This is a genomic window from Dictyobacter halimunensis, assembly GCF_036245075.1.
In genome coordinates this window covers 265,290-288,285 of the sequence record NZ_BSRI01000002.1, presented here as the reverse complement: position 1 = coordinate 288,285, position 22,996 = coordinate 265,290, and the positions used below count along the sequence as shown (strand labels likewise).

General features: G+C 50.1%; 18 protein-coding genes. 6 read left to right on the top strand and 12 right to left on the bottom strand.

All coding sequences use genetic code 11. From position 1 onward, the window contains the following. Nucleotides 1–201 precede the first annotated feature (201 nt). The 5 genes from AABA21_RS15300 to AABA21_RS15280 form a co-directional block, all read right to left on the bottom strand. The gene (locus tag AABA21_RS15300) at nucleotides 202–762 is read right to left on the bottom strand and encodes a hypothetical protein (protein WP_338251535.1); all 561 of its coding nucleotides are present in this window, start codon (nucleotides 760–762) and stop codon (nucleotides 202–204) included. Between the two features lie 34 nt (nucleotides 763–796). Beyond that, nucleotides 797–1,339 (bottom strand): competence protein CoiA, encoded by a 543-nt coding sequence (locus tag AABA21_RS15295; protein ID WP_338251533.1) that lies wholly within the window; start codon nucleotides 1,337–1,339, stop codon nucleotides 797–799. 114 nt (nucleotides 1,340–1,453) lie between these two features. Further along, nucleotides 1,454–2,176 (bottom strand): hypothetical protein, encoded by a 723-nt coding sequence (locus AABA21_RS15290; protein WP_338251531.1) that lies wholly within the window; start codon nucleotides 2,174–2,176, stop codon nucleotides 1,454–1,456. Beyond that, nucleotides 2,176–3,276, bottom strand: a complete 1,101-nt coding sequence (locus AABA21_RS15285) for a hypothetical protein (RefSeq protein WP_338251529.1) — start codon at nucleotides 3,274–3,276, stop codon at nucleotides 2,176–2,178. Before AABA21_RS15285 ends, AABA21_RS15290 begins: the two co-directional genes overlap by 1 nt. Nucleotides 3,277–3,519: 243 nt before the next feature. Beyond that, nucleotides 3,520–3,840 carry a hypothetical protein gene (locus tag AABA21_RS15280; protein WP_338251527.1) on the bottom strand — a complete coding sequence of 107 codons (321 nt, stop codon included), beginning with the start codon at nucleotides 3,838–3,840 and terminating at the stop codon, nucleotides 3,520–3,522. A 453-nt stretch (nucleotides 3,841–4,293) separates the two neighbouring features. On the opposite strand from AABA21_RS15280, the gene AABA21_RS15275 reads away from it, so the two are divergent. Together AABA21_RS15275 and AABA21_RS15270 are read left to right on the top strand one after the other, a co-directional pair. Next, a complete protein-coding gene (locus AABA21_RS15275) occupies nucleotides 4,294–4,734 on the top strand; it encodes an SLATT domain-containing protein (protein ID WP_338251525.1) in 441 nt (146 codons plus the stop codon). A 17-nt stretch (nucleotides 4,735–4,751) separates the two neighbouring features. Further along, entirely contained in the window at nucleotides 4,752–7,517 is a 2,766-nt protein-coding gene (locus AABA21_RS15270; protein ID WP_338251523.1) for a DNA/RNA helicase domain-containing protein, read from the top strand. A 146-nt stretch (nucleotides 7,518–7,663) separates the two neighbouring features. Here AABA21_RS15270 and AABA21_RS15265 read toward each other — a convergent pair whose 3' ends face one another. The 7 genes from AABA21_RS15265 to AABA21_RS15235 form a co-directional block, all read right to left on the bottom strand. Continuing rightward, complete coding sequence (locus AABA21_RS15265) at nucleotides 7,664–8,515, bottom strand: DNA adenine methylase (protein ID WP_338251521.1); 852 nt, start codon at nucleotides 8,513–8,515, stop codon at nucleotides 7,664–7,666. 60 nt (nucleotides 8,516–8,575) lie between these two features. Beyond that, entirely contained in the window at nucleotides 8,576–10,567 is a 1,992-nt protein-coding gene (locus AABA21_RS15260; protein WP_338251519.1) for a DNA polymerase, read from the bottom strand. After that, nucleotides 10,527–10,904 (bottom strand): TubC N-terminal docking domain-related protein, encoded by a 378-nt coding sequence (locus tag AABA21_RS15255; protein WP_338251517.1) that lies wholly within the window; start codon nucleotides 10,902–10,904, stop codon nucleotides 10,527–10,529. Before AABA21_RS15255 ends, AABA21_RS15260 begins: the two co-directional genes overlap by 41 nt. Beyond that, the gene (locus AABA21_RS15250; protein ID WP_338251515.1) at nucleotides 10,901–13,891 is read right to left on the bottom strand and encodes a hypothetical protein; all 2,991 of its coding nucleotides are present in this window, start codon (nucleotides 13,889–13,891) and stop codon (nucleotides 10,901–10,903) included. Before AABA21_RS15250 ends, AABA21_RS15255 begins: the two co-directional genes overlap by 4 nt. Continuing rightward, nucleotides 13,888–15,570, bottom strand: coding sequence for a DEAD/DEAH box helicase (locus AABA21_RS15245; protein WP_338251512.1), 1,683 nt, complete (start codon nucleotides 15,568–15,570; stop codon nucleotides 13,888–13,890). Before AABA21_RS15245 ends, AABA21_RS15250 begins: the two co-directional genes overlap by 4 nt. Then, the gene (locus AABA21_RS15240; RefSeq protein WP_338251510.1) at nucleotides 15,567–16,262 is read right to left on the bottom strand and encodes a sigma-70 family RNA polymerase sigma factor; all 696 of its coding nucleotides are present in this window, start codon (nucleotides 16,260–16,262) and stop codon (nucleotides 15,567–15,569) included. Before AABA21_RS15240 ends, AABA21_RS15245 begins: the two co-directional genes overlap by 4 nt. Nucleotides 16,263–16,409: 147 nt before the next feature. After that, entirely contained in the window at nucleotides 16,410–16,646 is a 237-nt protein-coding gene (locus tag AABA21_RS15235; protein WP_338251508.1) for a hypothetical protein, read from the bottom strand. A 230-nt stretch (nucleotides 16,647–16,876) separates the two neighbouring features. Between AABA21_RS15235 and AABA21_RS15230 the strand changes: the two genes are divergently transcribed. From AABA21_RS15230 to fxsT, 4 genes are all read left to right on the top strand, one after another. Then, nucleotides 16,877–17,086, top strand: coding sequence for a helix-turn-helix domain-containing protein (locus AABA21_RS15230; RefSeq protein ID WP_201360613.1), 210 nt, complete (start codon nucleotides 16,877–16,879; stop codon nucleotides 17,084–17,086). 312 nt (nucleotides 17,087–17,398) lie between these two features. Continuing rightward, entirely contained in the window at nucleotides 17,399–18,778 is a 1,380-nt protein-coding gene (locus AABA21_RS15225) for an NsdA family TPR-like regulatory protein (RefSeq protein WP_338251503.1), read from the top strand. A gap of 259 nt (nucleotides 18,779–19,037) precedes the next feature. Beyond that, complete coding sequence (locus AABA21_RS15220; protein WP_338251500.1) at nucleotides 19,038–19,859, top strand: hypothetical protein; 822 nt, start codon at nucleotides 19,038–19,040, stop codon at nucleotides 19,857–19,859. Between the two features lie 70 nt (nucleotides 19,860–19,929). Next, entirely contained in the window at nucleotides 19,930–22,833 is a 2,904-nt protein-coding gene (fxsT, locus tag AABA21_RS15215; RefSeq protein WP_338251498.1) for an FxSxx-COOH system tetratricopeptide repeat protein, read from the top strand. The last annotated feature ends 163 nt before the right edge of the window (nucleotides 22,834–22,996 follow it).

Genomic DNA, 22,996 nt, shown 5'->3' with positions numbered 1-22,996 from the left:
AGAATGAATAGGCCCCGTAGCCTTGACTCGCTCAAGTATCTGATTAGTGGACGTTAATATGTTTACTGTATCACTTAAGTTCATATGCCTCTCCTAACATAGCCAGGTGGATACAACACTTTTCATATCTATCCTCTAAAGGCACATAAAAAAAGAGGTGACAAAGCTCACCTGAGTAAAACTTACTCGGGTGAGCAGAGGTTATGAGGGTTCTTGTTGTTGCCATAACGAAAGCTGTACAGGCTCTGTGCTCCATACCTGATGAACAGGACGTGGTTGATGAGCCTTGCTCAGGGAGAGCAGATAGAGAAATCTGGTTCCTTCTGGAGAACTGCTGTCATAGTAGTTTGCATTTTGATGCATCTGTCTGATGCGCTGTCGAAGCAGGGACCATAGCAGATACGGTTGTTCTCGGGCATTGGGTTGTCGCTCAATTACACCAAGGCACCATGGCACTGGTTGTCTTCGCGAGATGATTGGCATTCCATATTCCAGATCTCTAGGATCATCCCCATGTTGTTTCATAAGAAGCATCCAGCGGCTCGTGATCCTGAACCAGGCTCGTGGCCAGACGTACTCCCAATCGTTTGAGGCGATCTGGTCAGGCATCAGGGAAATGGTGCCAACACTCAGCTTGATGACCTGGATACCTATAATGGATGAGTAGGATCGCTGCACGCGTCGGAGCTGTAGGGCTGGCGTCCTAAGTCGGAAAAAGAGGGTGTCCAGATCAGGTGTTGTTGGGATGCGTTGCGTTGCCATTCCGGTTTCTGTCGCACGGGTGATGCTCCAAGATTTACTCTTCAAGCGCATATTGGATACTGAGGCTATAGCCAAATGTTTCGATGCACCAAAGCTGATTTTCTTGGGTATTAGCATGGCCGCCCAACCACCAAACAACGTCAACGCCCATCGATGTGTAGTCATTTGTACGCTCCTGTAATTTTCCCGTTGTTATGCTCGCTAATTGAACTTCATGGGCCTGCCGCAGGCCAGTAGGAAAGGTTACTAGCAGATCGGCGACGCGCCAGATAGGTTCCAATTTGACTTCCAGTTCGATGGTTGCTTGCGTATATTCCGGGAACTCTTCGCGCAAGTGATTTTGAAGATAGAGCTTGGCATTGCGATGGGCCGCAGACTCAGGATTGCTCTTATATTGGCTCTCACAGGTTGCCCGATGAGCAAAATGCGGCTGCCGAATCAGTCCGATGCGCATGATCAGGTCCCCTTCACATAGAGGACAAATACAATCTTGTGGTTGGATCTCTTTGGAGGGATTTCGATACCGCGTGATATCAATTCGCTCACCGGTCACACGATGTTGAGCAACAAAAGGCATAAACCGGATCCTTTCACTCTTATCACTCTTATTTCATAAATATACGCCAAAAATATCTGGAATACAAAATATGTATCAATATCTCGATAGATGGCCTGATATTTACTTGTTTGCTCAAACGAGATGCAAGCGCTTCTTTTCGTGATAGCGCTTCAAACCGGCGCTAATTTTACTGCCAATCGCGCGCCTTTCTGCTTCTGTCAGGAAGGCCAGGGGACGCCCTCGGTAGTGGCTATCTTGTAGTTCCTCAACTTCTGCTTTGATGCGCCAGTAGGAACGCTCTGAGCGCTTTTTCAGACCATCCATAAATGACAGGGCGGCCTCATCACCTTTGTACAGAGCACCTACCAGGATGCTATGCCCAAATTGGGTGCGGCGAATATGATCAAAGTCAGGTGATGAAATGGCTACTGCAGTTTCTTTTGCCCTGTATCGTTTGTTCGTCCTGGTTTCCCAAACTGGCAAATGAAGATAGCTGTTATGCAATCCACAAATAACTACGCGCAGCTGAGCAATATCAGAAAGAGAGTAGTGATAGTAGTCGCTGCTCCTGGCTAGGACAACCGCGGAACGCTTTTTCTCATTCACTTCTTTAACCTGGCTCGGGAGATCGTTCAACGGAATTTCATGCTCATAGAAGGTTTTGTATTCCTCCGCGTGTTCATCTAACTGGTGTTGCAGCTTCTGGGCATCTTCAGGGGAAGGGCACCTGATCACATCTATACTATTGCTGGTGGTGCTGAATGGAACAAGGGCATAGCCAGCATTGATGTGCTGGCTATAGAGGGCTGCCCAGGTTTTCTCTCGTGTGTACCGACTATATGGACGCTCTGGCATTAGATGTCATCTTCCTCCTCGACGGTGGTATGCGGGGGTGGCAACTGATTGCCAACAGACATAAATCCTTGCAACGTTCCTAAGAGTTTCTGCCTCTGATCATCATCCATCTCAGGATCAAACAGGGCGCGCATGACGCCCGTACCCAGCCGATTGAACATATTAGCTTGATCCTGCATACTCTTCAATGTCTCAATCCGGTTCTTATTCTCGAGGCGCTTCATCTGAAGCTCAGTGTGCAGGCTATCCTGCTCGATGTCAGCCTCTGTATGGGCGCGCTGCAATTCCAGGATACCTTTGTTGATGATCGTCACCTCGGCCGATTTCTGGTGCAGTAACTGCTCAGCCAACTGCGCCCGCTGCTGCTGTTTTTGTTTAGCCTGCTCGCCATCTGTTGGTTTCTCTTCGTGAACAAAAGCTGTATAGAAGTCGCTGGCTAGAGTCATAACCGTGCGCACAATAGCAAAGGTAGCTAGCCATACGATGCCGTTCATCTTGGCATTCATAGCGAACAGAAGAAACGCGACCTGACCAGCTCCAACGCCGAATCCCAGGACAAACCAAGTGATCTTATACCGCTTGAGCTTGGCCTTGTCCAGATCGGAGGGTCCTCCAGGTCGCATTTCTGCCCTATTGCGTATTGTCGCGGCTTTATACGAGACAACCATAAACGTTGCCTCAAGTACAATCACCGTGGCCAGGATCGACATTCCTACCCACCATTCCGGATTGTTGGTATTCTGCCAGATAAAGGCGAAGACCTCACCAGATGTGCCGAGCAGAAGAACCATTGGGCCAATGACGGACCATAGTTCCGCGACATTCTCCATAAAGCGGTGTGACAGGCTCATGCCGAAATGCACGGTAGACATCGTATTTTCGACATGCTGCATGAGCTGTGCCGGAGAGTAGTTCACCAGATTGAGGCTTTCGCTATCGACGTTCTGCAGGCCGGGTGCTCTAACAGTATTCAGCGGGCCTGTATTGGGATCCAGTGGCTGCTGTTGGCTATTCTGTTGTGGAGGGGCAGCAGTTTGTGCCCCTGCTGCCTGGCCGGGTTGGCGGCTTTTGAATGGGATAAATCTATCGAATCTGCCCATCGAATTCACTCCTTGTTTTGCCTCTGAAATTTGCCTGATCTTTTTTTGGTTTAATCGTGTAAAAGTCAGGTATTAGTCGTGTAAAAAGGTGCGCGTAACATGCGGCGAAGGTGCCATGGCAGTGCCGAGGGCCTGCCACGATTTTTGCCGCTGCAACTTCGCCGAAATTTCAGACAAAAAAACACCGAACTTTCGTAAAAGTTGTACGCTCCTCTTACAAAGGCTCGGTGTGGAGGAATGGAATTAGTTAGAGGTTTGGCGCTGCCCCTGGGAACGCTGGCCTTGAGTGGAGGATTGAGCGTCCGTTGCCCCGGCTCTTCCCTGACCAAGTTTGCGGGAGTTCAGGCGGTTTTCCCGGCTGGCGCGGAACTTGGTCACGTTGTTTGTGCGTGCTGTTCTCTTCGCCGCGGCTGCGGCTTCAATGGCCAGCGTTTTGGTACACGCGTTACCGATTCTGCCGTAGACGACCGCAGCTTCGTTTGAGGTGTTAGTATCCTCAATGCGCTTGATCATGTCCTCAACAAGTCCCTCGAGATGTTGAACTTCTTCTGGTCGTAGTGCCATAGTATGTGCTCCTTTTTTGACTGTATGCGGTTTATCTAATTGACTGGTAGATGGGATGGATAAAAAGTATTCTCGTTATTTACCTCTAAGAGCACATAAAATCATGGGCGATTCAAGTGCATAGATATTGTGTTTCTAGATTTTGGTCAACCTTTTAATGCTGACTTTCACATTGAATGGATCTGCCATTTTTACTGGGTACTTTACAGGATATATTGTCTACCCACATTTGAAACTAGCCATGTACTTAGTGAGATAGCGAATAAGTTCGAATAAGAACAAATGCGGCTTCGGCGGCAGAATCAATCTTGTTGTGCTGTATCCAAGCGGAAAATGTTTCGTCAGTTAGAATAATGTCATCATTGTTGTTGAATTACGAGAATATATTTGAGGAAATAGTCTCTTGCATCGTTTTATATAGTAGGACGAACTTATAAGTAATAAGAGGTAGACATGGACTTAGAAAAGTTCCAGAGGTTTATTGACGAAACGTTTCAGCCAACACGCCAGCATGTACAGAAACGTGCTATTGCGAACCATCGTTATTACAACGGTATTCTGTGGGTTATTACCGGATTATCTCTTATCTCTGCAATTGCAATTGGCCTTGAGTCCTTCTTTGATTTGCTTACCCTTAAAATTATTGCAGCAGTTGCTTCAATACTAGTTGCAACATTAACAGCAACATTGAAAAGCATGGGGTACCAGGAAAAGGCAAATCGCTATGCACGCTTATTAAATGACTTAAATACAGAATGGGACTTCTACCAGGCACACACTGAACAGTATGCCAAATCAGACAACCAGGAGCAACTCTTCGTCGCACGTATTCGTTTGCTGATGAATGAGGCCGCTAGTACTATCCCTAATATGACAATCCCCGCAAATACATAGAGAGGTTGGTTTCACTAATGAGAAAACGTGTTGGAGAGTATAATATCCAACAGCCTGATCGCCCCCTAGGATATGGACAATCGGCGGCAGTATATCTTGCAACTCACATTAACTTCCCACAAGAAGTAGTAGCACTCAAATTCTTTCATCTATTTGCCCCTGAGAAAAAGGTACAGCAAACGTTTCTTCGGGAGACTCAAATAATTACGCGGTTTGACCACCCGAATATTATCCGGGTCCTTCACATAGGATTCGATAATAACAACCCCTACTATGCTATGAGTTATGCCACTGGAGGGAACCTACGGAGGAAGGTAACATCTGGATCTTGTCTCTCTCCTGAAGAAACAGACATCTATCTGCAACAGATCGCTAGCGCTATACAGCATGTTCACGACAACGGCCTTATCCATTGCGACCTCAAACCAGAGAATGTTCTTATTGCCGCCGATGGGACATTGTTATTAGCTGATTTCGGCATTACCCGTAGTATCCAGACAATCCAGGCACAAAGTACTCAGGGCGCAGCAGGCACCCCGCTGTATATGTCTCCAGAACAATTTATGGGTAAGCCATCTGTAGCAAGTGATCAGTACGCTCTTGGAATTATGGTCTACGAAATGCTCAGCGGTGAAACGCCGTTTACTGGTAACAATGCAATTGAACTTATGGGTCCACATCTCTATAACGATCCTCCATCCCTAACGGCCAAAAGCCTTGCTATCTCAAGCAAACTGGAGGCTGTAATCTTCCGAGCATTACAAAAGAAACCAGAAAACCGATTCCCTAGTGTGCTTGATTTTGCTCACTCCTTCCATGCAGTAGTATCCACGCCACCCTCTATAAAGCCACCTTTGTCAAAGCCACCTTTGTCTTCAATTTCTTCTTTCCATGGACTAACAACATCAGAAATTGTGACACAAATAGCTAGTAATGCATATGGTTGGCATGGCACTATTACAACCTTCTTGAACACATCTGAGCAAGATTGGTTGCAGGGTCTTAAAAATCATCATCTCGTTTGTATGAACATGGACGCGGATGTATCGCAAATAAAAGCCTGGAAGGATTGCTTCCATATTCTGAAAGTACAATTAACCTCTGCCGTAAAAACGCGCGCAGATGTGGGCAACTGGACCATTATTTTTGAATATGAATTACCACGAGAACGGGGCCGGCGCCCTGATGTGATCATTCTTGCGAATGATACCATCCTTGTTCTCGAGTTTAAAGGTTTTGGTAATATCCACCAATCGCATATTGACCAGGTTTCTGCTTATGCTCGGGATTTACAGCACTATCATGCTGGCTCACATAATCGCTGTATCTATCCTCTTTTAGTCTTGACTCAATCAAAGGGTACCGAGCAAAACCAAGATGGCGTTCTTATCGCCGCTCCATCTGAACTACCTAATATATTGCAATCGTTGGTAGATCCTACCCAGTCTGGTATTCCTATCGATCCACTTGAGTGGCTAGCTGCAGATTATGCTCCTCTGCCATCGCTTGTCAATGCCGCGCGTATCCTTTTTCAGCATGAACCACTTCCCCATATTAAGCGCGCCAATAGTGCCGGGATCCCAGAGACGATAGCGGAGCTTGTGCAGATTAGTCAACAAGCTCGAGCCAATAATGAACAACATCTAGCGCTTGTGACAGGTGTTCCTGGTGCTGGAAAAACGCTGGTTGGATTACAATTCGTCTACGAAAATCACTTTGGTGATACAGGCAGCAAGAGAAGTGCCGTGTTTTTGTCTGGGAACGGCCCATTAGTCAAAGTACTCCAGCACGCACTGAAGAGCTCCGCTTTCGTTCAAGATGTGCATGGTTTCTTGAAACGCTACGGTGGCTCTCAACATTGGTTGCCAGAAGAGCATATTTGGGTGTATGACGAAGCCCAGCGAGCTTGGGATGCTGCAAAAGTCCAAGAAAAGCGAGGCCATGGAGCATCTGAACCTGAAGATTTCCTTCGCTTAGCCGAAAGAATGAATTCTTGGACTTTGATGGTAGGTCTCATTGGAGAAGGTCAGGAAATCCATTTGGGCGAGGAGGCTGGTCTTGAACAGTGGAACACGGCGATTAAAGCCATGAAGAAGCCATGGATCGTTCATTGCCCAACAAGAATTGCTTCTGTCTTTTCTTCTGCAGCACATATACAGACCTCTGACCTGCTCGATCTTACCGCATCTCTACGATCGCACTTAGCTGAAGATGTACAGCTATGGGTGAAGCAGCTTCTTGAAGGTAACATTGAAAACGCTATGAGAACTGCTCAAGTAGTTAGGGATCAGGGTTTTGATATGTATGTGACGAGGGATCTCGAAAAGGCGAAACAGTATGTTCAAGAGCGTTACCTGGGCCAAGAAGACAAACGGTATGGACTTCTTGCTTCATCGAAAGCAAGGAATCTGAGCAACTACGGTATCCATAATGATTACAACTATACAAAGAACTTGCGCGAAGGCCCTTGGTATAACGATCCTCAAAATTCTGCTAACTCTTGTTGTAGATTACACGATGTTGCTACAGAGTTCGCGTGTCAGGGGCTTGAACTCGATTTTCCGATAGTTGGTTGGGGAAATGATTTGCTGTGGCGAAATAATACATGGGTAAGTCTTCCACAACCCCGATCAAAAGCACATAATCCGCATCAGCTGCGGCTCAATAGCTATCGGGTCTTGTTGTCTCGTGGACGCGATGGCTTCGTAGTTTTTGTTCCATCAGAAGCACAGATGAGTGCTACATATCAAGTACTCGTTTCTGCTGGCCTTTATGAACTCTAGTTAAATTGCCCCAGTTAGGAAAGGATGAATTGATAGATTTGCACATTTTAGTTCTATGAGGTTAGGGGCCGGCAAATTCCGCCGGCGCCACCATAATATAGATGTGTTAAGGTGATATCTTGTGTCATTTGTCTACTCCTTGCTTCTTAGGCCATCATATCGAACAGCGTCGTTTCCACTTTATGCAGGCACCTGGGATTGCGCCAAATGCACTCGCTCCTTGGTTTCTGCTGGATTGCTTCCTGCTCCGCGCGACGGTTTTCTGAGGAACAGGGAACGGTGATCGTTTTACATTCCCAGGATGACAGAGCCTCTCGGTAGAGCTGATGGTCATACCCGGAGAGGATAACCATTCCCTGGACGTGGGTTATGAGGCCTAGGAGGCGCTCGTGGTCCGCATAGGTCATCTCATGGCTGTAACATTGTGCCTTGCGCCGGGTTTCTGCGAGGTAGGGCGGATCGAGGTAAAAGCAGGTTTCAGGGCTGTCATATGCCTGGATGACCTGCTCGAAATCTCGGTGATCGATTTGGACCCTTGAGAGCCTTTTCACAAACTCAGTCAGGTGCACTGCGTGATTTGACCACTTGAGGGCAGGGTTCGAGTTCGGTACTTTTGATGAGCTCCAGCCGGTTGACCGAATAGAGCTATTCATGCTTTGCATCACGGCACAGTACCATCGCCGGGCCTTCTCTAACGGATCTTCAGCCTCTTGCCAGTGTTTCAGACAGGCATAATACTCTTCTCGGGCATAGGGCGTGAGCATCAAGAGCTGCTGAAGGGCTTCAGCCTGCTCTGGATTACGCAGTACTCGGAAGAAGTTGACTACGCCGCTGTCGATGTCGTTGAAGATCTCTATACGGCTCGGTGATTTGCCAAAGAGGAGTGCACCTGAACCACCAAAGACCTCGCAGTAGACCTGGTGTTTTGGTAGTAGCGATACCAATAGAGGTGTGAGCGCAGCCTTGCCTCCATACCATGCAAAGGGTTTCTTGTCCATATTCATCTCTCTTCCTTAAGGCAGCTCCTAGGCATTATTAGCGCCAGGAGCTGGCTGCACTTAGTCTTTTTTCCAGTAGCTCTCTACAAGGACATCGGGTTCAGGAATATGCACGACGGTGAGGAAGTCCCGGCAGGCCTGCACCATCGCATCCTTTAAGATTCCCTCTACCTCTATAATGTTCTGTTCTGGGCACTCCAATACCACCTCGTCATGTACGGCCAGGACAATGTGCGCAGTCTCTGGAAGCCGTTGGTAGAGCAGTGCCAGGGCGCGCTTGATGATATCGGCGTTGAGCCCCTGGATGGGATGGTTCTTGGCCGAGCGCTCCATGGCCCCTCGTGCGGCCTGGTCATCGAGTGGAGTGGCGATAAAGGGCCGACGCCGACCGGCAAGGGTGACTGCATAGCCTTGTTTTAGGGCCTGCTTCGCCGTGGTACGTAGCCATCTGGCCACACCTGCATAGGTATTGAAGTAGTTGATCATCAGTTCCTTTGCCACGTCTTCAGATACTCCAACCCTCGCGGCCAATCCCTGGGCACCCATGCCATAAGCGAGGCCATAGTTGATAATTTTGGCGATATCGCGTGCCGATGCCTTGCCTTTGTACAGGTAGCCGCGGGTATCCGTCTCGGGTGGCAGATTGAACATCAACTTCGCAGTCTCAGCGTGCAGGTCTGCGCCCTCTGCGAACAGCCGGAGCAGTTCTCTATCTTGCGCGACTTCTGCCAGGATGCGCAGCTCGATGTTGCTCAGGTCGGCCTTGAGCAACTTATACCCGGCAGGGGCTATGAAGCACCGGCGGATGTTCTCGTCCTCATTCTTCTCGTGGGAAGGGATCTGCTGGAGATTGGGCTTGCTGCAAATGATGCGGCCGGATGCTGCGCCGATCTGGGCGAAGTCCCCGCGCAGGCGCCCATCTGATCCAATCACCGCGAGGATATTTTCGCCGAAGGAGCTATTGAACTTCTGGAGTTTCTTCCACTGCACCAATTTCGCTATCAGTGGAAAACGCGCGGCATAGGGCTCCAGGCTACTCTCACGTGTTGAGATCACGTGAATACCCATTGATGATAGCGCGGCCAGCAGCTGCGTTGAAGAGGCCAGATTGATAGTCGGATCTCCCTGGGGCGTACGTGAGGGTCTTGGTGGTGCTTTATGATCGGCTTTCCAGGAGGCAAGCCCTTCCTTTCGGAACGCGGGCCAGCTAGATGACGTCCGTTCAGATTGGTACGCATGCATCAAGCGTTGCTCTTCGGCTTGGAGCGCGCGCTGGTGCGTATCATATGCCTTTTGTAGCGCTTTCCCTAGCGTGGTGGCGATTTCTTGCTCTAGAATTTGTTGACGTTCGGCTTTCTTCTGGAGCATCGACCTCCAGAGCGTCTGATCAATGAGGACGCCTCGCAATTCCATCGCCGCCAGCGCGGGGAGGGCCTGGTTTTCCACCTGGGCAATACGAGCGAGGTCAAGTTCGTGGATGCGTTGTTGCTGCCGCTCATAGATACGGTACGGGACTTCAATATCCTGTACCATGTATGCCAGCTGCTGCGCTGGGAACGGTAGTGACCATTCTGGCCGCATATGGAGTCTAGGGAACCAGGCCCGCGGCTCTTTTTCTACCGAGATCTGGTAGCGTGCGGCTGTCTGTTGGAGGCTGACGGAGAACTCTTTCTCGCTGAGCCCCGAGCCGTGAATGAGTTGCTCGACTAGCATCGTGTCGTAGACCTGTGGGAGTTGGATAGCAAAGTGGGCGGAGAGGAATTTCCAATCAAACTTCAGGTTGTGCCCGATCCACGTTACTGTCGGCGTTTGGAACACCGCCTGTAGGGCTCTCCTCCATTCCTTCTGACTCTCCGGCGAGAGATCATAATACGGCCGCATATCGAGGATATAGACCCGGCCAGGGATCCCTATCATGATCGAGACCACGCGATCATGCAGGGCATTGAGGCCTGTCGTCTCCAGATCCAGCGCGATCGGGCCGGTAATCTGGCCGAGTGCTTCCGCGATTTCACAACATACATCGTGAAGGAAAAATGCTTCCTGGGTCACCAGCTGGAGGGCAGGGGGAGGCTGCGCACTGTGCCAGTGATTTCTCTCGTCGGTGTTTTTCGCAATAGGGGATGCCTTGATCGCTATAGTATACGAGTGGCTCGGGGCATTGTGCGCATCGTTCTACCTTGGCATCTTCCTGCTTCTCTTGTTCTTCCAATGGCTGATCTCCATCTGAAGAGAGCAGGTGAAGCAGGTCAGTTTTTTGCGCGAGCACTTGGGCCTGCAGTTCGGGTGTGAATGCACCTTTTGCCGCATGGACGTGGAGTTTCTCACCGTTCAAGCTCAGGTAGACATCGTGTTTCTGCAGGTCTTCGAGAAGTTCAATTGGGGTCATAGATCAAAGTCCTCCCATTCTTTCCCATTTGCGGGGGGTTGCATGCCATTTTGTTGTTTTTGAGGGCTTTTTCCCTCGTCTTCCGATGCGGCGATTTCTATAGAGTCGCTTGTAGAGCCAATCTTCGATTTTTGCATTGTTTCGTTTTCGGCGATTTGCGGGGGGTGCGGGGGGTGTTTCCCATCGGATCCACTCTCATTTTTTTCTTTTTCAGACTCTCTACGTAGAGAATCTGGTGTTTCAAAAATTTCGCCTGGACTTGGTAGGGAACTACCCCCCGCACCCCCCGCAAATACCCTCCAAAGACTCTTTTTATGGTGGGTATCTAGCATCTTCTCCAGGCAGAGATTCTCGTCTCCAAAGCAGGCATCAATGCGCTTGTCAAGCGCTTTCCCGAGGCGTACGCTGAAGGTCGCTGGCTTCTCTTTGAGGGCGACCTGCAGGGTATCTGGGAGGACTTCACCCAGCGAATTTTGCGTATTTTCACTCACACCCCCCGCAACATCACCCGCACCCCCCGCAGTGCCTGCAGATTGTTGAATCGCTTTGATGATGGTAGAGAGCGGAACCCACGCTTCCCCCACCTCACAGCGCCATGCCTGGAGGAATGCTTCCCACTGGCGGCCGTCCTCGTCGGCTTGTTCATCCAGTTCATCCATATTAGTCAGGAAGCCTTGGACGCCTGCGTATTCCAGAATGCCGCCGATGGTTTCGACCCAGCCGGTGAACGTGCCCATTGAGGGGAGGTGCTCGTAGCGGGGTTGACCAGCTGCATACCAGGCGCGTGCCAGCGTGAGTAGTGCTTTGACCAGTTCCACGCGATGTTCCTTAACCCACCCGGCCAAGTCCTTGTGCGTGAAATTTTTGCGTTTATGGGGTTTGGAGCTTTTCGCGTTCATGCGGATGCGGTAGCACCGGCGGGTCAGATCTCCTCCGAGCCGAATATTGTTGCCGGTTGCGATCCACGTGGCTCGTTGGGGCACACGCGCCATTTTCGATACCCCCAGGATGCGCCCCTTCCACCAGTCGGCTGTTAGAACTGCGTCCAGATGTTTGGACTGGAGACGTTCGACAATGTTATCGATGGTTATCACTGTCGCGCCCTCTATCAGAAGCGCAGTGATGGACTTTTGCAATTCATCCGGGTTCTCCGACATGGTGAGAACTGAAGAACTCGAACCGGTTGCAATGATAGAAGCCACATCACTCAACAATCCCTTCCCGGTTCCTCTCTTTGGGGCATCTAGAAGCGCTAAGGGGATATGCCGCTGAATAGCGGGACGTGCAATGGGCGTGAGTAATAACCCGAGCGCGTTGGCCTTATCGGCCTCGCTGGCATAGGCAAACTCTCCAATGGCATCCCAGATGCAGGCCAGGGCAGCTTCGCGTTCTTCTCGCGTAGGATTCATCGGGACTGTTATCTTTGGCATGTCCTTTGAAGGGGCATAGTAGAGACGTGTTGTCCGATCATACCCTGGTTTGTCGAGGATACTGCCGTCCGGCCTAATAACGGGCACTTCGACAATCGCCACGAGCGCAGGGAATGGTAAGTGAGGCTTCCGTATTTGCCGCGCGAGTATTTGCTCGGCGATTTCCTTTGGTGGTGGACACGGCGCCTTGGTATACAGTTCTTCGGCCCCGGCAACCTTTTTGAGTCGGTAGAAATTCGCGGCATGGGTGAGCACTTCTCTGACCTCGGGAATCCCCATTTGCCCGATAATTGGTCGATGGTCCTCATCATGACCGACACTCACCAGCCGCGCCGCCTGCAAAAAGAGGCTCGGTGCGCACTTTTCTTGCTGCTGAATGGCCGCAAGGGCCTGATTGGTCATATCGCGCAACTGATCTTCTCCGATGATAATCTCGGGGAGTGAATCCGGCGAGGGCGCAGATCCCGCCACGCTCTTAGGTGGCGGTGGGGGGCTTGCGCTGCCATTTGCGTTGGCAGCCAATGGATAGAGGCGGCGCAGATCCTGCCATGTTTTCTCACGGCAGCTATTGTGCTGGCACCCCGCGGCGATAGCGCCGTTCTCAAATTGGACTATATAGGCGCTTCGGTCCGTGTGATCCTCATTCCAGGGGCAGACGTTGAAGATCCAGCGCATGCCGTTATTCCATGGCTTGGGTTCCTGGACATCCAAGTGATTGGTAGCTATCCAGGAGGTCAGGTCAAAGGCAGGAGGCGTTCCCCGCCGAGAAACCTGGCGTCGTGGCTCCGCCTTTGGTGGAAGCGGTTGGCGAGCAATCGCCTCAAGCAAATCCTGGGATACCGGGTGTATTTCTTCTGGAACGACGAGCAAGCGCGCCATACGATGGGGTCGCTCATGCGTATCATCACCCTTACAGGCCAGAGTCCCATACAACTTGCTGATGCGCGAAGGGTTAAAGACGGTTTGATCGATGTGAACACCTTCGCTATCAAATGCGTCTGCTAGCCCTCCGAGAACGCGCTGCACTAGATCTTTCCTGGTCACATCTAGATCGATGCGGTAGAGTAAATGGGCACCATTGCCGCTATCAGCCAGGATAGGCGCAGGCCATCCCATGGCGTGTAACTTTTGCCGGATAGATTCTGCATGCGCGATCGCTGCTTCATGCTCTTGATCTGATGCGGAGATGTCTGCGGGGCGATCGGGATCAGCATCGATGAGAAGCCATCGGTAGGCCAGGATATGGCCGTCCGAGGTACTGCTCTTGTTCATGCGCATCTCATCCGCGGAGCGCAGGCGATTCTGTGCTCGTGCCAGAAGCTTGGGAATGCAAGGTTGAAGTGTGACATACACTCCCTTGGCAGATGTCAGAGTCTTGAGCGCTTCGACCATCGCTAGTGGGTCATTGAAGTACCCGCTAGCTTGGTAGGGATAGCGTGATGCGCGTGTCGTGGCATTCAGTATGCGTAGCTCTGCCACATGCCCGGGGGCTATCAGGACCTGGAGGGCCTGTAACACCTCCATCGTGTTGATCAAGCGTTTCTCATACGTGATCATGCGTATCTCCTCCCTATCAGCGTTTGAATGGCTTTCTGTGCGCGTCTGGCTTTTTTCTCATCGCGTAGTTTCTCAGCATCATCCTTTGCTTTTCCGATTAGATCAGAGGCTTCTCCGGCGGTCATATGTGGCGTCACGGGGATTTTGTATTTGTTGAGTAGATAGCGTTGCTTATCGGAAACGGGTTTTGCGCGCCAAGGGTGATTATTGTCAACAAGCACGGCCTTATTGGCACCGGCTTGCAGCACTTTTGCTTTCATCTCGGCGTGTTGCTGGGCCCATTCCAGAGGGGACTCCTTCAACCATTGTTGCTTCTGATAGCCGGGGGCCAGCTGGGCCCAGACGGAGTAGTAGCCGTCCTTGTAATCCGAGGGCACCAGGTACACCTTGTGTTTGTGCTCCCCAATTTCGAGCACATAGGTGCCGGTCCTCTGGCGTTTCCATTCCATGCGGGCCAGCATGTTGAGGGCGAGATCCTGTGTTCGGCGTGAGACCTTCGTGGTGCGTGCTTCGCGTTCCTCTTGCTCTTCGCGCTCTTGACGCTCGCGCTCCTTCGTCTCGGTGATACTTTCGCCGTTCAAGAGCGGCATGTTCAGTGCCTTGCCCAAGGTCAGGGGCTGGATCCGGTGTTTGAGGCAATTATCGGTGATGTCGAGGATAATCGCGTCTTTCTTCCCCGGAGCCAGCCGCGTGCCTCTTCCAATGCACTGGGTAAAAAGAGCTCTTGATTTGGTAGGGCGGGCCATGATGATGCAAGAGGTCTGGGGAGCGTCGAAGCCCTCGGTGAGCACACCACAATTGCACAGCACTTCTACAGAACCCCGCTCGTAGTCGTGCAGGATCTGTTTGCGCACCTCAGAAGGCGTTTCTCCGCTGACCACCTCGGCGCGCACGCCCATATCGGTGAAGGTTTCCGCCAGGTGGGCCGCATGCTCAACGGTGACCGCGAAGCAGATCCCCTGTCGTCCCAGGCAGTGCTTCTTATAGGCAGAGACAATGGCCCTGTTGCGCTCAGGGGTGTCAACCGCGACCTCAAGTTCATCGAGCTTAAAATCTCCCGCTTGGGTATGAACGTCATCCAGTGAGGTGGTGGTCGGGATAGCGATGGCCCTCAGATCGCAGAGGAACCCCTGCTCAACCATATCGATGATTGATGCGGAGAATACCGGTTCTCCGAAAATGGCTTCGATACTTTGCTTATCCAACCTATCGGGCGTCGCAGTGACCCCCAGGACAAACGCATCTGGTAGCATGTCGAGCACTGCTTGGTAACCACTAGCAGAGCTGTGATGGCATTCGTCAATGATGACCAACCCATATCCGAATAGCTTGAGGTTCTGGAGGTGTTCGGGGCGGCTGATCGTCTGAATTGAGGCGACGGTGATGGGTGCTCCGTACTCGTGGCGACCCGCTCCCACCTGCCCGATGATTACGGTGGGATCCACCATGCGGAACTTATCCGCGGCCTGCTGGAGTAGCTCCTGCCGGTGCGCGATGATGAGCGTGGTGAGTCCGAGGCGCCGTGCGATCTCTGTAAAAACGATCGTCTTCCCGCCTCCAGTTGGCAGGACTAAGAGCGCTTTCCCTCCCTGCGGCTGCAGGTTGTAGGAGGTAATAACCCGATCTATGCATGTTTCCTGGTACGGGCGCAGGGCGATCGTAGGAGGTGTTAATATCACCTGGCACCTCCGATCGCACAGGGTTCGGAGGTTTCCGGAGCCAGGAGAGTACGCAATGCGGCCAGGGCGCACTTGTTATGATAATGGGCATTGGCTGGCCGCGGTGATTTGGGCGAGAGCATGCGGCTGATCTCATTGAGAGGAGTAGGCGCATCGTTCAAGCCATAATAGCGCCGGACGACTAGTCTCTGCTTTTCGGGGAGCGCCTCAATAGCGCTGTAGAGGGAAGCATATTCCTCTTCGAGCGACTTGGAAGCTTCTAAGCGGACCTCTACAGAGAGTGTATCGGCAAAAGGCGTCTCTGTTTCCCGTTGCACTGGTACATCCAGGCTTAGAATAGAAAGAGGCTTCTGGTAACTATGCCAGGTTTTGATAAGGTCAGATCGCCCGTTGACATAGTACTCAATCATTGCCCTTTTCGCGACTTTCACCAGATACCGGCAGGGATCCTCTTTTGTCAGGGCATTCTGTAGGGCTTCCAGGATAGCTACGTTCGCTTCCTGTACCAGATCATCGCATTCGATGTGATGGCTGTTGTGAAGGTTGTTATAGATGTGTTTGGTTGCCATCGCCTTGATGCAGGGTTGAAGAGAGAGGATGATTTCATCTCTTACTGGCTCTCCAGCTTGTGCGCGTGCAACCAGAGCTTGTTGTTGTACCCATGTAGGGCTGGCAATTGTTTTCCAGGCCATAGCATCTTGCTCCTCATGGCGCTTGACGTCAAGCCTCCAACACAGGATACTATGAAGGAGGACTTGATTATCGAGACGAAAGTACGTTTACGAGAAAAGTTTCTCAATCGGGCTTGGTATGTGGCGCATGCCAAGCCTTTCTGCTTGCTAGCGGTGTGTGTGCATGTAGTATTCCTCATCGCCTCTATCAATGGGGCGGCTCGCTGGATAAGACCGAGGAATAAATGCCGCCTTTAGGATATGTTGGCCGTGATCCGGATTGGTCAAGATATGGCTATAGTGACCTCTCACTAAGGCTGAAGCCAGGTAAATGCCCAAGATCAAGCCAGCGATTAATCCCAGCAATCCTGAAACTACAATCCAGGGGAACACCTGAGTTAGCATAGCTCTTTCTCCTTTCAGAATGTAACTTTACGGCCGTTATTTGTCTTTTTTTGCCCTTCTTTGATCATTTTTGCTTGCGCTGATGGAAGTATACGGCCGTATCTTCTCCGATGTCAATGCTTTTTTAGCGGATTTTGGCAAAGATGATCAATTACAACTAAACAAATTGATTTCTTTGCAACTATATGCTAGTATCTAGCCAATACAATGTACAGAAAAGGGAGGGTTTTATGACCACATTTGAAGACCTACGAACCAATGCTGGATTGACTATCACTCAACTATCGAAAGAAGCGGACATATCCCGCGCAACGATCGAAAAGATTGAGAAAGGAAAGCCTGTCAGAGCAGCACTGGCTGCGCGTGCCTGTATCGCGTTGAGCAAACATCTTGACCGATCTGTAACTTTTCAAGAACTCGGTATTCAAACAGTTCGGTAGACTTTGTTGTACGTTTGAGGAACGGTTTGCCATGTTGCTTAACGCGGTTTTGGTATTTATGTGCCTATAAGCTTTGTTCACGTTGAAACCTTCCTATTTAATGATGTATGCTAAGGGCACGGCTGTCTTAACGCTAATAATACTTCACACAGAAAAAGAGGAGAATGTCGTAAATCGGACGTTTTACTCACGTTTATAGTGTCGTTACCACCTGTCATTTACCTGTCGTTTGTGCCGTAATGCTCCATTTTGAAGATGTGTTTTGCTTGACCCTACTGTCGTAGAACCTTAGAATTCATTTAAGGGGCTGAGATGAACCAGAAGCTACGTAATGCCAGGAAGCAGCGGTTATGGTCACAGGCTTTCGCTGCAGATAAGGCTGAAGTAAGTGAACGCACCTATATGCGCTGGGAGCTGGGTACGCAGACACCCAGAGGGTATAATCTGAGTTTACTGTGTCAGGCTTTTGGGATGTCTCCTCGGGATCTGGGATATACAGATGATGGACATTTGCTGGATACAACTGGAGATGCAACCACATCGACAAGTGTTCCGGCACAGCCATCAATCTACGAGTTGCAGGAAAGTCAAAGCCCATCAATCATTGTTTTAACAAGGGAGCAAGCATCATATCTCTCTTCCATACTAATAGGAGAGGACAAAATGGCGCACTTTGACGAGTCAAGGCGGAACGCATTAAAACAATTGCTGGGCGTATCTGGATTAACACTGGCAATGCCTATGAATGAGCTGATAAACCCTGAGCCTTGGGATAGGCTCAGCAGAGGACTTGCCAAGCCAACAAACATTAATGAGGAAACGTTAACGCACTTTTCAAAGCTAGTAGACACTTGCTGGGGACTGAATAACGCGAGTCAGCCCGAGACCGTACAGGAGATCCTACCAACCTTCTTACCAAGGGTAGAGACCCTGGCCCAAACATCTTCAAAGAACCAGAAAGCGGCAGCGGCGATCGCCTCACAAGGTTACATACTTGCGGCTGAGGTGGACAAGGGCAACGTTCCTGTGTTAGAGAGGTACTGTGATCTAGCAGTGCAGTATAGCCAGCTTACAGGCGACTATAGTATCCAGGTAGCTGCACTTAAACAGATGGCAACGATCGCTCTTGTTGCCAAGAAGACTGACAAGGCTTTGCAGACATATCAGAGGGCGCTTTCTCTTACACGTTATGTCTCTCCTCTGCTACGTGCCAGAATATATATGGGATTGGCCAGCGCCTACGCGCGATGTGGAAACCAGCAAGATGCGCTGAGGTATAGAGGCCGCGCACACGAAGTGTTTCCCTCGCAGCCAGAAGAAGACCCAAGTTTCCTGTATACGGTTTGTAATGAAGCAGTTCTCCATCTGTATGATGGGCTGACATACATGGACTTAGACCAGCCTCAACAGGCCTGGGACGCGCTGGCACAAGTAGATGGACTTAACCCCAAGCTCCCCATCGCGGAAAGTTGGCGTATTGAGATTATCAACCTGCAGGGAAGTGCAGCGGCTGAATTGGGAAATCTTGAGATGAGTTGCGCATATGTTGAAGCGGGTGCTAACGCTGCAGTTGAACAGGGATATGAAATTTGGCAAAGCGAGTCTGCGGATGTTTTTAAGCAAATTCAGATGCGCTGGCCTGTGGAAACTCGTGTTAAGAATCTTGAGGGGTTGTTTCAGCAGCGTGGTTGAAATCTGTGGAGATTGATTTTGTATGTGTAATTCTGTTAGATGAAGTGTTCCAACCAGCAAATAGCATGGAAAGCTAACCGAACATATTTTTCATGCTATTTGCTGGTTGGTAAGAAGAGGGAATGGCTTGGTTGATCAAGATGATTCTTCAGTAAGAATATGTAATCTTTCGATTCCCGCCTTGCCCATGTGATATGGTGGGCCTTTCTTAATAAAAGAAATAAGTATGAATATAAACATGTGGAGGAGGATATACTATATGGATTGGAATAATCCGAATCATATTGCTATTTTTGCAGGTTGGGGTCAATGGGTCAGCGCTATTGTCTCACTCGCCGCAGTGATTGTTGCTATCTGGGTTTCCATCCGAGCCAGTAAAGATTCGCAAAAGCAATCGCAGCGCATTCGTTATGACTCTGCTCTTCCCGCGCTTGTGATTGCTGGTGATAATCCCGTGCATACTATAAATGATAGCGGCCCTAACGATAGTGCTTATATCTCTTACGATGACCGTAGAAGTCATCGCTTACAAACAATTCACACCCAGCTGGGAAAGAAAGGGTGGATCGACTGGAATGAGGCAAAGCACCTTTTAACGCTACAAAATGTAGGAACTGGAGTTGCTTTCAATGTGATGAGTGTCATCTTTGGTCCAGAAGCATTGGCGCATAACGACAAGCTTTTGGATGCTTCGAGGAATGATTATTGGCATACTAAAATTAACATTATCAATATAGGAGAAAGTAAAACCTGTCAGTATTCCAAGCCTGTTTTGGCTTTGCTTAAGGGCAGTATAGACAGTTATTCGTTTTTGGCTCCTTCCCAACCGATTATTAGTCCAGCAGAAAAAGAACGGATGCTGTATGAAGATTGGATCATTTGTCGCGTAACAACAACGTATCGCGATATTTTTAAGCGCAAGCACGCTAGCATTTTTGATTTAGACATTAGAGGTCATTGGATTATGAGGGCATTCTTAGAAGACATTCCCAATGATCTTTATGATTTACAGAAAGAAGAACATCCCAATCATACTCATGCTGTGGACAAATATTTCGGCCATTTATTTAAAAAAAAGTAGCAGTGTCTCTATTGTTCACTATGATAATCTATGAAGATTCATCTTACTGGATGAATAGAATGCTTTAACTATGACAACGTACTCAAACGCAATTAGCGTATTCCTTTCTTACGCCCATGAAGATGAACCATTGCGCGATGAGTTGGTGAAGCATCTCAGTTCACTCGAACGTCAGGGACTCATCTCGACCTGGTTCGATCGGAAGATCGCTCCGGGTACTGACTGGGCCAGGACGATTGATGAGCGATTAGACCATGCATCGATTATCCTTCTGTTGGTCAGCTCGGATTTCCTCGCGTCGGACTATTGCTATCAGGTTGAGATGAAACGTGCGTTGGCTCGCGACCAAGCTGGCCAAGCTCGCGTCATTCCCGTGATATTGCGCCCAGCTGACTGGAAAGGCGCCTTGTTTTCTCATTTACAAGTCTTGCCAACTGATGGCAAAGCGATCACCGTCTGGAGCAATCGCGATGAAGCATTTGTGGATGTGGTGACTGGTATTCGTCGAGCTATCGAAGATTTGGCGTTGTTGCCAGCTAGCTCTCCGCGTGCCGCTTTGCCATCCATCTGGAGCATCCCCTATCCGCGTAATCCTTTCTTTATGGGGCGAGATGAAGTTCTCTCACAATTACATGCTCAATTACAAGCAGGCCAGACAATGGCTCTTTCCCAATCCCCTACTGCTATTAGCGGGCTGGGAGGGATCGGCAAGACACAGATTGCTACGGAATATGCTTATCGCTACCACCAGGACTATGAAACTGTCTTGTGGGCACGGGCTGAGAGTCAAGATACGCTCATCTCCTCCTACATCGCGATTGCCAAGCTTCTCAATCTCCCAGAATGTGATGCAGAGGAACAGGAGATCACTATAGAGGCCGTCAAGTTGTGGCTACAGAAGCATCAGAAGTGGCTGCTTATTCTTGATAATGCGGATGAATTGGATGTGTTACCGCCATTTCTTCCTATTGTTCCTGGAGGCCATATTCTACTGACCACACGGGCCTGGGATATGCAGCGGCTCGCCACACGCCTGGAGGTGGAAACGTTGTCTAAAGAGCAAGGGGCCGCCTTGCTCTTACGACGAGCCGGTCTCCTGGCTCCGGAGGCCGATTTGTCGCAAGCGCTATTTGAAGATTGGCAATTAGCAACCTCAATCACGCATGAGTTGGGTGGATTACCTTTGGCTTTAGATCAAGCTGGGGCTTATCTGGAAGCGACTGGGATGAGCTTGCAGGAGTATCAAGAGATCTATCAAATCCATCGACAAATGTTGCTTCAAGAGCGCCGTTCCCGCATTTCTGATCATCCTGAGGCTGTAGCAACCACCTGGTTACTTTCCTTTAGGCGCGTCCAGGAGAAGAATCCTGCGGCAGCTGACCTGTTGCACCTGTGCGCCTATTTGGCACCAGATGCCATTGCAGAAGAAATCTTGACGGCAGATTCCTCGGTTCTTGGACCGCTACTAGCTCCTCTTGCCTCGAGTGCGTTGCTGCGCAATCAAGCCATCGAGGTTTTACGGGCTTATTCGCTGGTCCGACGTGATCCTAGTGAGAGGACGCTCTCCGTTCATCGGTTGGTTCAGACAGTACTCCAGGACACGTTGAATGAAAGGGAACAGCATACTTGGGCCGAACGGGCGATGTTGGCGATCAATGCAGCATTTCCAAAAGCAAAACATGGTGCCTGGCAGCAATGTGAACGGCTTCTGATTCAAGCACTGGCAGGAACACAGATTATTCAACAGTATCAGATTACCAGTCGGAAGGCAAGTCGTCTGCTTTATGAGTTAGCATCCTACTTTCAGCATTATGCGCGTTATGGTGAAGCGGAGCCCCTTTACCAGCAAGCTTTATATATTATGGAACAGCAGCTGGGAGCCGAGCATCCCGATGTGGTGTCTCCGCTCAGCGAATTGGGGCTGCTTTACAAAAAGCAGGGCAAGTATGTAGAGGCAGAACCGTTTTATCAGCGTGCCTTACACATTATAGAACAGCATCTGGGGTCCGAGCACCCCTGGATGGCATCTTTGCTTAATAACTTGGCGGGTCTGTATGTTGAGCAGGGTAAATATGCGGAGGCAGAGCCACTCTGCCAGCGTGCCTTGCACATCAGGGAGCAGAACCTGGGACCCGAGCATCTCCGGATGGCATCTTCGCTTAATAACTTGGCGAATCTTTACCAAAGGCAAGGTAAATATGTGGAGGCAGAGCCACTCTGCCAGCGTGCCTTGCACATCAGGGAGCAGAACTTGGGGCTCGAGCATCCTGATGTGGCATCTCCGCTTAATAACTTGGCGAGTTTGTATGCTGTGCAAGGCAAGTATGCGGAGGCGGAACCATTTTGCCAGCGCGCCTTGCATATTATGGAACAGCATCTGGGGCTCGAGCATCCTGATGTGGCATCTTCGCTTAATAACTTGGCGAACTTGTATGCTGCGCAGGGTAAGCATGCGGAGGCGGAGCCGCTCTATCAGCGTGCCTTACACATTATAGAGCAGCATCTGGGGTCCGAGCACCCTGATGTGGCAGTTTCGCTTAATAACTTAGCGAACTTGTATGCTGCACAAGGCAAGCATGCAGGGGCGGAACCACTTTATCAGCGTGCCTTACACATTATGGAACAGCAACTGGGAGCCGAGCATCCCGATGTGGTGTCTCCGCTCATCGGATTAGGGAGCCTTTACCAAAGGCAGGGTAAATATGCGGAGGCGGAGCCGCTCTGCCAGCGTGCCTTGCACATCGGGGTGCAGAACCTGGGACCCGAACATCCCGATGTGGCATCTTCGCTTAATAACTTGGCGAACTTGTATGCTGAGCAGGGTAAGTATGCGGAGGCGGAGCCACTTTGCCAACGCGCCTTACACATTATGGAACAGCAACTGGGGTCCGAGCATCCTTATACTCAAACTGTTCGTGCAAATTATACCAACCTCCTACAAGAGATGAAACCTAACATAAGCCAGGGTGAGTAGAAAATGACTCTGGTGCTCTTTTGCCAGTGGGTGAACCATTTTCTGTGTTTGAGTAGCCTTATATAGAAGCCGCTTGTACCACCGTTTAAGAGAGGAAGATCTGACATCCACTTCGACATCCACTTTGACATCCACTTGCGCGAACAATAGGGGATACCGCCGG

Coding starts and splice junctions, on each gene's coding strand:
- AABA21_RS15240 (WP_338251510.1), bottom strand. CDS start 16,262: ATGGCCTGGAAAACAATTGCCAGCCCTACATGGGTACAACAACAAGCT.
- AABA21_RS15250 (WP_338251515.1), bottom strand. CDS start 13,891: ATGATCACGTATGAGAAACGCTTGATCAACACGATGGAGGTGTTACAG.
- AABA21_RS15225 (WP_338251503.1), top strand. CDS start 17,399: ATGAACCAGAAGCTACGTAATGCCAGGAAGCAGCGGTTATGGTCACAG.
- AABA21_RS15295 (WP_338251533.1), bottom strand. CDS start 1,339: ATGCCTTTTGTTGCTCAACATCGTGTGACCGGTGAGCGAATTGATATC.
- AABA21_RS15235 (WP_338251508.1), bottom strand. CDS start 16,646: ATGCTAACTCAGGTGTTCCCCTGGATTGTAGTTTCAGGATTGCTGGGA.
- AABA21_RS15280 (WP_338251527.1), bottom strand. CDS start 3,840: ATGGCACTACGACCAGAAGAAGTTCAACATCTCGAGGGACTTGTTGAG.
- AABA21_RS15285 (WP_338251529.1), bottom strand. CDS start 3,276: ATGGGCAGATTCGATAGATTTATCCCATTCAAAAGCCGCCAACCCGGC.
- AABA21_RS15255 (WP_338251517.1), bottom strand. CDS start 10,904: ATGACCCCAATTGAACTTCTCGAAGACCTGCAGAAACACGATGTCTAC.
- fxsT (WP_338251498.1), top strand. CDS start 19,930: ATGACAACGTACTCAAACGCAATTAGCGTATTCCTTTCTTACGCCCAT.
- AABA21_RS15270 (WP_338251523.1), top strand. CDS start 4,752: ATGAGAAAACGTGTTGGAGAGTATAATATCCAACAGCCTGATCGCCCC.
- AABA21_RS15265 (WP_338251521.1), bottom strand. CDS start 8,515: ATGGACAAGAAACCCTTTGCATGGTATGGAGGCAAGGCTGCGCTCACA.
- AABA21_RS15290 (WP_338251531.1), bottom strand. CDS start 2,176: ATGCCAGAGCGTCCATATAGTCGGTACACACGAGAGAAAACCTGGGCA.
- AABA21_RS15300 (WP_338251535.1), bottom strand. CDS start 762: ATGGCAACGCAACGCATCCCAACAACACCTGATCTGGACACCCTCTTT.
- AABA21_RS15275 (WP_338251525.1), top strand. CDS start 4,294: ATGGACTTAGAAAAGTTCCAGAGGTTTATTGACGAAACGTTTCAGCCA.
- AABA21_RS15230 (WP_201360613.1), top strand. CDS start 16,877: ATGACCACATTTGAAGACCTACGAACCAATGCTGGATTGACTATCACT.
- AABA21_RS15220 (WP_338251500.1), top strand. CDS start 19,038: ATGGATTGGAATAATCCGAATCATATTGCTATTTTTGCAGGTTGGGGT.